This window comes from Bradyrhizobium sp. 956_D2_N1_4, assembly GCF_052076025.1.
Taxonomy (GTDB): Bacteria; Pseudomonadota; Alphaproteobacteria; order Rhizobiales; family Xanthobacteraceae; genus Bradyrhizobium; species Bradyrhizobium barranii.
Genome location: NZ_CP197237.1, coordinates 8,418,703 through 8,430,877, shown reverse-complemented (window position 1 = coordinate 8,430,877; position 12,175 = coordinate 8,418,703). Strand labels below are relative to the sequence as shown.

Here is a 12,175-nt window from a genome sequence, read left to right as displayed (position 1 = left end):
TCGCTGTGACCGGAAGATTGTCGGAATGCTGCGAGCGCAAAGCCGTGATCTGTTGTCGCATCCCGATGAGATCAAGCGAGTCATCGTCCTGTTCATTCGTCACAACGAACTCGCCTATCGACGTTAAAAACGAAGCCGCCGCGCCGAGTATCTTGGCGCGACGGCCTCGCCATGGTGAACCCGGACGGGGACAATTTGTCCGGTGCGTAAAGCTACCCCTCCGATGCGTCACCGCAATCAAAGTTTCAAATTAAGCTTGATATCCCCGCTGGAAGATAATTCGGGAACTGAGAAGCCGCACCGGAAGGTCGAGCCGGTGAGTGCTCAAGAAGGAACGTCTAGGCCTGCGTCGGAATTCCTGACTGAACAACAGCTGCTAAACTTCGATGCGCTGCTATCTCTCCACGCTCGACGACTGCGGTAGCACACTGAACGCGCAAGAGATCGACTGCAATAGCGCCGAAGAGGCTCTACAGCTGGGCTCTGCCGCGGTGGCGAACGACCCTGTCGAGGTTTGGTGTGGTCCACGGCGTCTCGCCCGCTTTGAGCCGGAGCAGAGGCAGGAGCGGCCGCTTTCGCGCTTGCGCGAGCGTTTGATCGTCGCCGAACGCCGACTTCGCGAGGGCGAACAACACATCAGTCAGCAAGAGAAGGTCATCGCCAAGCTCAAGCGCGAGGGACGTGATCTCGCTCTCGCGCTTTCCGTCCTAGACACCCTGATCGAGACCCAGAAGGCTTATTTACAGGAGCGGGATTTAATCGTCGCCGAAGTGGCGAAACGATCTGGATTGAGAGGGCCGCGCAGTCGCAGCTCGCGATGGACGGCGTCAAATGCTTCGGGTTCTTGACCGTTACGAGATCCGTTTACGACCCGCGAGGTAGCGCCGATCGCTATCCTCTTGGAGACGGCGCCCATCGAGGCTGTGCCGCAGGCGACGACGGCGTGCCGTCATACCGTTCAGGATTGCCGATGTCGAACGCGCCCAGGTCCCCAACTGACTGCTCATACTCCGTTTGCGTGATCAAAGTAAACGTCGCGTCCGGATACCGTGCCCACACATTGAGGTCGTCAGGCGTGACCGTGAGATATCCGAAGAAACACTTGTATCGACCCGGCACCGTCACCCGGCCGATTTTGTCCCAATTGATCTTGTTTACGCGCATCGCTAGCTCCACTCGTTCTCAGGCAGCGAACCGGGCGGAAGTTTAAGCTCTTCTAGGCCGGCTTCGACCAACGCCAGCTCTTCTTGGATCGCTTTGACCGTGTTTTGTGGGTTGATGCCAGACACGGCTTGCAGCTGAGCGAGCAACTTTCGGCGATGCGCCAGCAAATCCGTCAGGGCACGTTCATCTTGCGCCCTCACGTAGCCAGCGACGATCAGTTGCATAGCAGTCGACACGTCCGTCGTTCCCCGATGTGCGACATGGCAATTATCGTGGCTGGCTCAATTCGGCCAAGCCTAGTTCAGTTATGCGGTATTCGACGCCATCTTTGTTGAGCGCCGCTCGATCCATCCATTTCGCAGAAGGGTAAGGGTCGTTCTGCGGGTGTCGGGGCAGCTTCGTGCAGGCGATCCAATCGCATCCCGCAGAAGATTGAGAAATTGGCGGTGATACTGGTTGAAGATCACTGGCTTTTCCTGACGGCGGAGGTCTTGCAAAATTGTCTCAAGCGAGCGGTCTGTTTCCATGATCGCGATAGGTTTGCATCGCTCTATTGACGATCTGTTACGCGGTTGGGAAAAGTCGGCAATCTTTTAAATGGCTCAAAAGTCAATCTTCGAGCATAGATGTAGAGAACGCATCGGCGGCTTGGTTAGTTCCGGCTCTTAGGCGAAGCTACGCTCGTCTGGCAGCGTGGATGACGCGCGGTAATCGCGCGCCTGAGCCCAGTCGCTTGCCGGCCCCGTCGCGCTTAGAGCGGCCAGCTCGCTTTCCCGACCCACCGCGGCCGCCAGCGCCGCCGCGCATTTAGGTGTTGCGGCCATCGCAAATCACGAACGATCGCACATCGACGCGTCCGTGGTCGCCTGAGCAAGAGGCGGAATTCCTCTCGCTCTTTGGCGTAGGTTTCACTGCTGAGGATCCTGTAATAATCGAAACATGCGCGCGAATGCCCGCGTTCATCTAAGCCCTTGCTTGGGTATGTCCGAGGCCTTCAATGAAGAGGCCCCGGGGCTATGCCCGGGGCCTTGTGAAGTTTAGCGATTGCCCTGCTGTCCGCCTTGCCCAGGCTTCTGTTCGCCGGGGTGCTGTGTCTGCTGGCCGGCTTTTGGTTGGGGTTCTGGCCCTGCTGGCCACCCTTATCGCCTTGCTGGTTCTGCTGGCCGCCTTGGTTCTGATTGTTCTGGTTCATGCGAAGCCTCCTTTGGCCGCGTCATCATTGACGGGCTGCAATTCAATCGCAGGAGAGCGGGCAACGTTCCTATAGGTTCGCAGCAATCGCCGATGCGACGCGCGCGCTGTGTGCACTTTTGTGCTCGCGAAAGGGGTAGCGCAATCGCTGCTCAACGGCTCTTCCTTCAGTCACCAGCTAGCTCTTAACCTTCAGAGAGCTTTGATGTTGAGCTTTGCATCGCAAGCGGCAAGCTGGTGTGCTTCTTCTTTCGAGGAAATCAATCGATGGGCGAACTCAGCTCCCGGGTGCGGCGAGCATGGACGTCGTGTTAGAACAAGTGTGCGTCGAGCTCCCGAACGGCGGCGATCACGAGAGCCGGAAGTACATCGCGGAGCAACTGATCCAAGCGGCCGAAGAAGGGCATTGCACATTAGGCGAACTTACGACAGTCGCCCGGCGCGCTTTGCTTCACCTCAACAACCACCCGAAGTGCGCCTAGAGCGTCGCCGGGCTGACCGCTGGTGGGCGCCCCCAACGCAAGGCCGCACGTGTGCTCCGTGGCCGGCCGTGCCCGCACTTTGCAATGGCACGATTGATAAGCAGCGTGAAACATGAAGGCCTCCGAGGCTATCCCAGCGGCTCTATGGCCCGCACGACGCCGTTAAGTTCGTGAGCGGGTAACCTAATGTCAACCGTTATGGCTATACGATTTGCCCTCGCGGATCGGTGACGACTACCGCGGTACGCATGGGCAATCGGAAACCCGTCAGCCCCACGCGGCTGGCGGGTTTTTCGTTGGGCACACCGCGAAGTCTTGCTGCTCGGCGCAGTGATAGTCTGCATCTCCACTGACGCTAAGCCGAAGGTCAAGAAGGCGTCGGCGTCCCAAGGCAAGAACGGGTGGGCCGTCTAGGAAGGACTAAATCCAGAAGGAAACAGTGCAGGAACGTCGCAGACAACAGCGCATCGAAACAAACGAAGTCGCCTACATCTTCGGCGACGGATCGAGCATCTGTTGCCGCGTCGTCGACCTCACCGACCACGGAGCAGCAATCGAGCTGCCCTTATCAGCGGGGCATAATATGAGAGACCGTTTCAAGCTCATGATTGCGAAGGATCGTGTTGAAAGAAATTGCCGTATAATCTGGCGTTCAGGCAGTTGTATCGGTGTTGAGTTTACGAATTGACGTGGAGGCGATTGCAGAACGCTAGCCGCCGTTTAAACGCTCGATCAATCGTTGCGAGAAGATGTTTAGGTCGGGCACGCTTGTGATCGTGGTGCTGCTGGTCATCTGGCAAATTCTCGCGCCACTTTGAAAGGCCGCCGGCGTGCACCGCCGGGCCTCGTATTCACCGTCTCAGACGGCAAGCCGAACTTGCGATCCTGCGGCTACGGCTTCCACGCGGCGCCGCGAATTTTGGACAGATAGCTCGGCTCGTTTCACCCGGTCGCGCAATCTTTCCACTTGGCTATGTTGCCGCCTCAGACTGGCTATGTCCCTCTTGAGAATTCCGAGGAGCGTGTCGGCTAGTTTCGTGATTCAGTGCTGCTGTTGCGAACTCATTTGCCCCTCCTCTGCAAAGGTTAAATGAACGCTGAGGATGATAATCCTAGACCTAGGTCTAGGCAGTCACCGGAAAGGTTCAATCGGGCCGAGATGGCGCGGGCCTGCGTGCAGTGTCAGGGTTTCACGAGTTCAGGGCCTGCAGCCTGGCCTTTGGTCCTAGACGCCTGACGATCTCGCGCCGCGGTCAGTTCTTTCTGGAGCTTCAATTGCTGGTCGGCCGTCATGGCAGGCCCCCGCCTCGGCGGCACGTCTTCTACGGCCGGATAGCTGCCACTCGCTTTCGGGCGCGCCGGTGCCTCAGCCCGCGCGTCCATCGGTGAAGAGCCAGCAGTTGAAGTTGCGCACCCGCAAAGCGAGAGGCTGGACAACAACAGCGTTGCTCCAGCTAACGCTGCGATTTTTCTGTCCTTCGACATTACGCTCAACAAGCACTTAATCCTTCCCTTAAAAGTTACCCAGCCGGCCGTCCTCGCGGATTCGGCCGTTTTTCGTCATGAAATCGTTCACTGGCATATCGCGCATCCTGGCGGCGACGGTCGGACCATCCAGCGTGCCTGCCGCCTTGACCGCTTTGAGGTAGTGCATCACCGCGCCATATGTGCCGGCGTGGATCATGGTCGGGACCTTCTGGGTCTTCGCGATGAAGCGCTTCGACCACGCCCGCGTGTCCTCGTTCTGGTCCCAATAGAACGCCGAGCTCAGCATCAAGCCCTGGGCGCTCTGGAGCCCGAGACTGTGAATGTCGGCAATGAAGACGAGCAGTCACCGCTCCTGAAGATACTCAGGCTTGAGGCGCCGGCGATCGACCTGATCAAGCCGGTGACACGGATCGACCTCGCCGAGCAGATCGACCTTGGTCGCATCGACGTTGCGATCGGCGTCTTCTCGGATCCGCCGAGCCGCTTCCGGACCTCGCTGTTGTTCGAATATGACGACGTGCTGATCGTGGGCGGAAAGCGCAAGCTCGCCGGATCGACAACGCGGCCCTGGCGCGCATGCCGCTGGTCGTTGTCTCCTTTCGGCGGCGAGCAGGAGGGCGCCATCGGAGGCTTCATCTCCGAGCGCGGTCTCGCCAGGCGGTCGGAAATGTATGACCGCGCGGCCCTCGAACGGGCATTGTCCGAAAGCGACCGGCCGCCGCGCATAGCTGTTTCGCCGCCGCATTTCCTGGCCCTGCCCGCCCCGCTCGCGGACTCCGAACTCGCGGCGATCGTTCCGCGTCCATTGGCACGCGCCTTCGAACGCGCGCACGCGGTCACGATATACGAACTGCCCTATGCCACAACCCCGGTCGAGGTGCGGCTATTGTGGCACGAACGCATCGAGGGCGAGCCGGCGCACGACTGGCTTCACGATGTCCTCCGGCGCGCGACCGAGGAGCTCAGGCGGGGGCGGTAGCATCTAGCGCGGCGCCAGATCGAGAAGCCCGCGTAGCTTTCCCGCTGCGTCCATCGCGGCGCACCAGCCGAAGACAAGCCGATCATGGTGCCCGGCCCCGGATATGTGCCGCGGAAGATCGAGGATGAATCGGTCCCGACGGCGTAGAGACCGAATAGAACCGTGCCGTCGCGAGACAATACGCGTGCGCAGGAATCCGTGCGTAGACCGGCGCTGCTGGCGAGGTCCGAGGGCCATACGGCGACGGCATAATACGGTCCTGGGCCGATCCGGCGCAGACAAGGGTTCGGCTTGCTCCGGGCGTCGCCATTGAACCGGTTCAATTCGCTTGAACCGCGCCCGAAATCTTCGTCGACCCCGCTCTCGGCATACCGATTGTATCGTTCGACCGTTTCAGCAAGCTGATCTGGATCGATAGGGATTTTCTGTGCCAGCTCTGCGATCGTTTCGGCTTCGATCAAATAATTGGTTTGCAAGAACTCGGTCAGGTCTTTGGTCCCGGGATGAACCAGTCCGATGCCAAAATCCTTGATGAAGGCCCTGTCGCAGATCAGGAAGGCCGGCGTGGCTGACGAGGCAGATGCGTTCGAACGCAGCATCGCGGCGACGAAGTCGTGATAGGAGTCCGCTTCGTTCACGAAGCGTCGGCCGGATTTGTTGACGGCGAGCAGGCCCGGCTTGGCGCGATCGAGCATGATGTGCGGGAAGACCGAGACGTGGCCGTCGGCTTGCGCCATCACCGAGCTCGGCATCCACAGGGCCGGGCTCTCGAGGTCACGCTCGATGATGGCGTTGACACGCTCGGCGGCTTGGATTCCGTCACCTGTGTTGGATGAGGGCGCGAGCGAAAAGCGGCGCGCGGCATCTGGAAACAGCCGCTCGCGAAGCTCGCGGGTCCAGCCGATGCCGCCAGTTGCCAGCACCACGCCCTTGCGGGCGCGTATGGCGACCTCTCCGGTCGGAGACGTGAGGACCGCACCGACGATGTCGTCGCCCTCGCAAATGATCTCGCGAAGCGCCGTCTCACATCGCAGCTCGACGCCGGCGCGGCGGATGCTGTCGAGCAGTCGTGCGACCAGCGCATTGCCCATGATCAGGCGCGTTCCTCGCTTGTGGCGCAGCCGATCCAGCGCATGCCGGGCGAGAAGGCCGACGGCGTGTCGAAAGTTGGTCCAGTTGCGGAAGGGCGCCAGCAGCGCCGGAATGTCCGCCTTCCCGACCATCATGCCGCCGAGGACCATGAATTCGCGACGTGGCGGCCTGACTCGCACGAAATCGTCGCCGAGCTCGCGGCCGTCGAACGGCACGGCTCCGAGCGCGCGACCGCCGATCGCAGCGCCACGAAGCTGCTTGTAATCGGGATGGACCGGCGGTGCCGCGAACTTCACGCTCGTCTTCTGCTCGAGATAATCGAGAACGATCGGGCCGGCCTTCAGGAACATATCCACGCGCTGGTCGGTCGCGTGCTCGCCGAGCATCGCGGCGAGATAGGTCCGCGCGGCCTCGACCGTATCAGGCGTTCCAGCGCGCCGCCCTTGCCGGTTGCCCGGGATCCAGACGGTGCCGGCGGAGGTTGCGGTCGTGCCGCCCACCATGTCCGACTTCTCGCTGAGGATAACGCCGAGCCCTTCGAGGGCGCCGACCAGCGCCGCCGTCATGCCCCCCGCACCTGCGCCAATGACCAGCAGGTCGGTCTCGATGTCCCAGACGCGATCGGCTTGCGGCATCCCACCCTCTTACGAAGCGGCGCGCGCCCTCTCGACCACGGCCCTGCCCGCCGCGAGCGCCCGGCGTGCCCGTGTTACGGCATCGACGGTCTTCGCCAGCTGAACGGTCGGGACCTCGATGCTGATGGTTAGGCTGTCGGGCATGGCTTGTGTCAGTCCGACGAGATCGATGCCGCCCTCGCCTGGAAACATCCGTTCCTCGCGTGCGGCATGAATGAGCTGCTCGGTCGTCGCCGGGCGTTCGGCCGGACCGTCGCAGAGTTGCCAGTAGTGAAGCTGCTTCGCCGGGATAGCCTTGATATCCGCAAGCGCGCTTTGCGATCGATCGAAATGCAGCGCATCGACCAGAACGCCGGCCGCGGGGTGATCGATATCGGCGACGATCCGCATCGCGGTCTTCAGGTCCGGAACGCTGGTCCAGGGCATGAATTCGAGATCGGATGTCAGGCCGTGCTGTGCAGCCGCTTCGCAAAACTGCCGGTAGCGGTCCGAGAACCGTGCCAGGTCCGGATCGTAGGCCGCAACGAGAATATGTTTGGCGCCGAGGCGCGCGCCCGCCTCGAAGAAGGGCGTGAAGGACGCGACGTCCGTCGCCGGCCTGAACGCGACGACTTCGAGATCGGCGACGGTCACGCCCGTCGACTGCAACCGCTGCAGCGTCTCTCGCATCTGCGGCGCATCGTCCATCAGGCGATAGGCAATTCCGCCTTGCGTCGCGGGCAGCAATCTGAGCCCGACTTTCTCGTAGCCGCAGCGGGCCGCCAGCTCGATCATCTCGGGCGGCGCGAGATCGAGCACGGTCAGGGCAGCGAGCGAGAAGACGGCCATCAGCCGAAGTCCGCGATGCGGGCGTCGAGCGCGAACATGCCTTGGTAGACTTCCGGCTCGCTCGCCCGGCCCAGGATGTCGGGCGCAATCGCGCGCGCCTGCTGCAAGGCGGCCTGCAACGCGGCGACGTCGAGCGCCTCGATCAGCAATAGGCCTGCGAAAAAGCCCTCGTCCTTTCGCATGCCCTTTTCGGCAGTCGGCACCGATGTGCGCGCCTCGTCGGTCGCGCCGATCTGAATGGCGGCAATTCCGTCGCATGCAACGAGCGCCTCAGCCAGTTTTCGGGCGTCCGCGGGCAAAGCCTCGATCCGCAGCGCCATGATCGTGGCGCCCTCGCCTCGCCCCGCGCGCGCGACCATGATGCCCCCGCCCCGCATGAAATTGCCGAGCTTTGGCATGATGCGCTGCGACCAGGGCGTCGGCGCGTTGAGGCGCGCGAGGTACGCTTCGCCGTCGAGCACCTCGGGCGCATCGAGCTCGTACAGGATGAAGAAGCGGTTGATGTCGTCCCTTGCCGCGCGGAAGACGCGCACCCCGCGGAAGCCCTTGGTCGTCACGCGCTCGGTGGTGTGCTCGCGCGTCAGCCAGTGCCGGTAATCGGTCAGGTCGTGCGCCTCGACGTCGCTCCAGATGGCGAGAAATCCTGCACCGCGCATGTTGCTCTCCTCCTTACGCCGTGGCAGCGGCGGCAAGCCCGTGCAAGGCCTGCGGAATGGTTTCAGGCAATTGTCCAAGCCGTTGAACGGCTGCCAGGATCGCGGCGAGATAGCCGTACGGACCCAAGCCGCAAATAACCGACGTGCAGGCACTCGACGTGATCGAGTGGCGGTGAAGCTCGTCCCGGGCATGGATGTTCGAGATATGCACCTCGATCTTGATACCCTCGAAGATCTTCAGTGCGTCGATCAGCGCGATCGAGGTGAAGGAATAGGCCGCCGGATTCATGATGATCGCATCCGCCTTGCCATGGGCGGACTGGATCAGATTGACGAGCTCACCCTCCATATTGGTCTGGTGGAATGAGATCGATACGCCGAGCTGGTCGGCCAGGGCCTGGCAGCTGACCTCGATCTGCTTCAGCGTCGTCCGGCCGTAGATGTGCGGCTCCCGGATGCCGAGAAAGTTCAGATTGGGTCCATTGAGGATCATGATCTTAGCGGCCATTGTTCGCCTCTCCTTTGTCGACATATGTGACTAGCCGCCGAACCATTTCGCCGGAATCGTCACCAGTCCCGGGAATAGCACCATCGCGAACAGGACGATCAGTTGCGCGATCATGAACGGCCAGACGCCCTTGATGATATCCTCCATGCTGATCCTCGAGACGCCACAGACCACGTTGAGCACGATGCCGACCGGTGGCGTGATCAGGCCGATGGCGTTGTTGATGATGAAGAGGACGCCGAAATAGACGGGGTCGATGCCCGCCGCCTTGATGATCGGCATCAGGATCGGCGTGAGAATGAGGATCGTCGGCGTCATATCGAGCGCCGTCCCCACGATGACCACCACGACCATGATGGCGAGCATCAACAGCGTGTTGTTGCCCATGAAGGGCTTCAGCAGGGTCACGACCTGTGCGGATATCTCGGACACGGTGATGAGCCAGGACGATACCAGCGCCGCGGCGACAAGGAACATCACGATGCTCGTCGTCACGGCAGAGGAGACGAAGATGGCGTAGAGCTGCGACAGTTTCAGTTCACGGTAGATGCAGGTCGCGACGAACAGGGAGTAGACGGCGACCACCACCGCGGCTTCCGTCGGCGTGAAGATGCCGAAACGCAGGCCGACCACGATGATGACCGGCAGCATCAGCGCCCAGAAACCATCGACGACGGCCTTGATGATCTCAGCCCCCGAGGCTCGCGGCGGCGGCGTCAGGTTCTCTTTCCGCACCACCCACGCCCACGCCATGCAAAGCCCAGCGCCGAGCAGCAGCCCGGGCACGATGCCGGCCAGAAACAGTTTCGAGATCGAAACGCCCGCGGCGACGCCGAAGATGACGAAGCCGATGCTGGGCGGGATGACGGGGGCAATGATGCCCCCCGCCGCCACGAGACCCGCCGCATAGGACTTCTTGTGCCCTGCCGCAACCATCATCGGCACCAGCAGAGCCGCGAGCGCAGCCGCATCGGCCGCGGCCGAACCCGAGAGCGAGGCCAGGATGCAGGACGCGAGGATCGTGACGTAGCCAAGCCCCCCGCGGAAATGGCCTACGGCAACGAGCGCGACATTGACGATACGCTTGGCCAGGCCGCCCTTGTTCATGATCTCACCCGCGAGCATGAAGAAGGGAATGGCCATCAGCGGAAAGCTGTCCGCGCCGTTGATGACATTCTGCGCCACGATCTGGGCGTCGAACATGTCGATCGTGCTCATCAGGGCGACGCCGCAGACGATCAGCGCAAAGGCGATCGGCATGCCGAGCGCCATGGCGCCGAGCAGCGATAAGGTAAAGACGGCGATCGTCATAGCGTGATCCCGATGGTCCGCATCAGTGCTCTTCCGATTCCTTGACTGCCACCATATCGGCCTCGCTGGCCTGTCCCGTGAGCACGCGGACGAGGTCGTAGAGAAGGATGACTGCGGCCGATACGCCGAAGATCACGCCGACCGCGTAGAAGATGGCCATCGAAAGGCCGGTCGCCGGCGCGCGATCGTCGATGTTGATGATGGTCTGGCGCCAGCTGCCCGAGAGCAGCAGCCAATCGGCAAACAGCATCAGGCAATAGTTGATGATGAAGCAGATGCGTTTTCCGTAAGCCGGCAGCATGCGGACCAGGCTGTCGACGCCGAGATGCGCGTGCTCGCGCAGCGCGACGATGGCGCCGAGGAAGGTCAGCCAGACCAGCAGCCAGCGCGACAGCTCCTCCGAAATCGTGATGCCGGAGTTGAAGCCGTAACGCAGGACGACGTTGCCGAACACCAGCACCACCATCACTGCAAGACACGCGGCAATGACGGCTTTCAGGAACGTGCAGTAGAGGTCAAGAGCTCGCGCCATGCGTGACGTCCGGGCAAATGAGGGGTGTGAGCCGGCCAGTGGCCGGCCCCGCCGCCTGCGTGATGGAGACGTCGGCTACTTCACGTCCTTGCGGATGCGCTCGACCTCGTCGTTGAAGAGCTTCACCGTCTCGGACCGAAGATTGGCCGAGATCTTGTCCACGACCGGCTGCACTGTCTTACGCATGCGATCGGTCTCTTCAGGTGCGATCGCATTGTACTGCATGCCCTTGGCCTGCAATTCCGCCAGCGCCTTTTCGGTCTGAAGGCGCGTCTGCTCCTTCTGGTAGTCGCGGCTCTCTGCATAAGCCTCGCGCATCAGGCGCTGCTCGGTCGGCGACAGCTTGTCCCAGAACACCTTGCTCACCAGAATGATGTTCAGGGTGAAGGTGTGGTTGGTCGCGGAGACGTATTTCTGCACTTCGTAGAATTTGTTCGAGAGAATGACCGTGTAGGGATTCTCCTGGCCGTCGACGGTGCGGGTCTCGAGCGCCGAATACAGCTCGCCGAAGGCCATCGGGACCGGATTGGCCTTAAAGGCGCTGAAACTTTCGAGATAGACCGGGTTCGGAATCACGCGAAGCTTGAGCCCGCTGAAGTCCTCGACCTTCGTGATCGGGCGGGTGCTGTTGGTGACATTGCGGAAACCCAGGCCCCAATAGCCGAGACCGATCAGCCCCTTCGACGGCAGCGTGTCAATCATCGCGTTGCCGAATTTACCGGTCGCGAGCGCGTCGGCCTGCTCGGTCGTGTTGAAGAGGAACGGGAAGTCGACGAGGCCGAATTCCGGAATGACGGTTGCGAGCGAGGTGGTCGAGGCCGACAGCATCTCCTGCGTGCCGCCGCGCAGTGCCGATTGCTGCTGCAACTCATTGCCGAGCTGGGAGGCTGCGAACTCTCGCACCTTCATCTTGCCCCCGCTCTTCGCCAGCAGGATCTCGGCAAACTTCTGCACGCCAAAGCTGACAGGGTGATCGGTGTTGTTGAGGTGGCCCCACCTGATCGTCCGCTCCTGGATGTCGTCAGCGGCGGATGCGCCGACCGTCAGCGCCACGCAGATCGCCGTCGCAGACAGCGCCCGTATCAACAAGCTCATCGTTTCCTCCCTGTTCGCCGGGGCACGAACGGCGGCTTAAGGCCTTGTTTTCCGTACCCTCCGTTTATTTACACATCATACATATATTTCCATGTCAAACGACAAAATCAATTTCATATGAGATTTCAGTAGACGTCATGTGTCGTCGGTCTGCTATATTGCTGGCAACATTGATGGTTCGGCCGCCGCACGGCGGGCCGGCGATCCGGACAGC

General features: G+C 61.5%; 13 protein-coding genes and 1 pseudogene. 3 read left to right on the top strand and 11 right to left on the bottom strand.

The annotated features are described in order from the left end of the window. The first annotated feature begins 386 nt into the window (after window positions 1-386). Complete coding sequence (locus AB7535_RS39700; RefSeq protein ID WP_439037629.1) at window positions 387-848, top strand: hypothetical protein; 462 nt, start codon at window positions 387-389, stop codon at window positions 846-848. A gap of 43 nt (window positions 849-891) precedes the next feature. On the opposite strand, the gene AB7535_RS39695 is transcribed toward AB7535_RS39700, so the two are convergent. From AB7535_RS39695 to AB7535_RS39685, 3 genes are all read right to left on the bottom strand, one after another. Then, entirely contained in the window at window positions 892-1,164 is a 273-nt protein-coding gene (locus AB7535_RS39695; protein WP_439037628.1) for a hypothetical protein, read from the bottom strand. A 2-nt stretch (window positions 1,165-1,166) separates the two neighbouring features. Then, the gene (locus AB7535_RS39690) at window positions 1,167-1,388 is read right to left on the bottom strand and encodes a hypothetical protein (RefSeq protein ID WP_439037627.1); all 222 of its coding nucleotides are present in this window, start codon (window positions 1,386-1,388) and stop codon (window positions 1,167-1,169) included. Between the two features lie 770 nt (window positions 1,389-2,158). Beyond that, window positions 2,159-2,356, bottom strand: coding sequence for a hypothetical protein (locus tag AB7535_RS39685; protein ID WP_439037626.1), 198 nt, complete (start codon window positions 2,354-2,356; stop codon window positions 2,159-2,161). Between the two features lie 920 nt (window positions 2,357-3,276). Here AB7535_RS39685 and AB7535_RS39680 point away from each other — a divergent pair. Further along, window positions 3,277-3,525 (top strand): PilZ domain-containing protein, encoded by a 249-nt coding sequence (locus tag AB7535_RS39680; protein ID WP_439037625.1) that lies wholly within the window; start codon window positions 3,277-3,279, stop codon window positions 3,523-3,525. A gap of 837 nt (window positions 3,526-4,362) precedes the next feature. Here AB7535_RS39680 and AB7535_RS39675 read toward each other — a convergent pair. Beyond that, window positions 4,363-4,668 (bottom strand): annotated as a pseudogene (locus AB7535_RS39675) (ABC transporter substrate-binding protein); the annotation flags it as partial. Between AB7535_RS39675 and AB7535_RS39670 the strand changes: the two are divergent. After that, a complete protein-coding gene (locus AB7535_RS39670) occupies window positions 4,642-5,304 on the top strand; it encodes a LysR substrate-binding domain-containing protein (RefSeq protein WP_439037624.1) in 663 nt (220 codons plus the stop codon). The pseudogene AB7535_RS39675 and the gene AB7535_RS39670 sit on opposite strands and share 27 nt — an antisense overlap. On the opposite strand, the gene AB7535_RS39665 is transcribed toward AB7535_RS39670, so the two are convergent. The 7 genes from AB7535_RS39665 to AB7535_RS39635 form a co-directional block, all read right to left on the bottom strand. Next, the gene (locus tag AB7535_RS39665) at window positions 5,256-7,031 is read right to left on the bottom strand and encodes an FAD-binding protein (protein WP_439037623.1); all 1,776 of its coding nucleotides are present in this window, start codon (window positions 7,029-7,031) and stop codon (window positions 5,256-5,258) included. The two genes, AB7535_RS39670 and AB7535_RS39665, sit on opposite strands and share 49 nt — an antisense overlap. A 9-nt stretch (window positions 7,032-7,040) precedes the next feature. After that, window positions 7,041-7,859, bottom strand: coding sequence for a sugar phosphate isomerase/epimerase family protein (locus tag AB7535_RS39660; RefSeq protein WP_135217134.1), 819 nt, complete (start codon window positions 7,857-7,859; stop codon window positions 7,041-7,043). Then, complete coding sequence (locus tag AB7535_RS39655) at window positions 7,859-8,515, bottom strand: hypothetical protein (protein WP_071917613.1); 657 nt, start codon at window positions 8,513-8,515, stop codon at window positions 7,859-7,861. The genes AB7535_RS39660 and AB7535_RS39655 overlap by 1 nt, the downstream gene beginning before the upstream one ends. 13 nt (window positions 8,516-8,528) lie before the next feature. Beyond that, the gene (locus AB7535_RS39650) at window positions 8,529-9,023 is read right to left on the bottom strand and encodes a type II 3-dehydroquinate dehydratase (protein WP_071915795.1); all 495 of its coding nucleotides are present in this window, start codon (window positions 9,021-9,023) and stop codon (window positions 8,529-8,531) included. A 30-nt stretch (window positions 9,024-9,053) separates the two neighbouring features. Continuing rightward, the gene (locus AB7535_RS39645; RefSeq protein WP_071915796.1) at window positions 9,054-10,334 is read right to left on the bottom strand and encodes a TRAP transporter large permease; all 1,281 of its coding nucleotides are present in this window, start codon (window positions 10,332-10,334) and stop codon (window positions 9,054-9,056) included. A gap of 22 nt (window positions 10,335-10,356) precedes the next feature. Then, window positions 10,357-10,866 carry a TRAP transporter small permease gene (locus tag AB7535_RS39640; protein ID WP_071915797.1) on the bottom strand — a complete coding sequence of 170 codons (510 nt, stop codon included), beginning with the start codon at window positions 10,864-10,866 and terminating at the stop codon, window positions 10,357-10,359. A 75-nt stretch (window positions 10,867-10,941) separates the two neighbouring features. Continuing rightward, on the bottom strand, window positions 10,942-11,961 hold the full coding sequence (locus AB7535_RS39635) for a TRAP transporter substrate-binding protein (protein WP_208088271.1): 1,020 nt from the start codon (window positions 11,959-11,961) through the stop codon (window positions 10,942-10,944). Window positions 11,962-12,175: the final 214 nt, after the last annotated feature.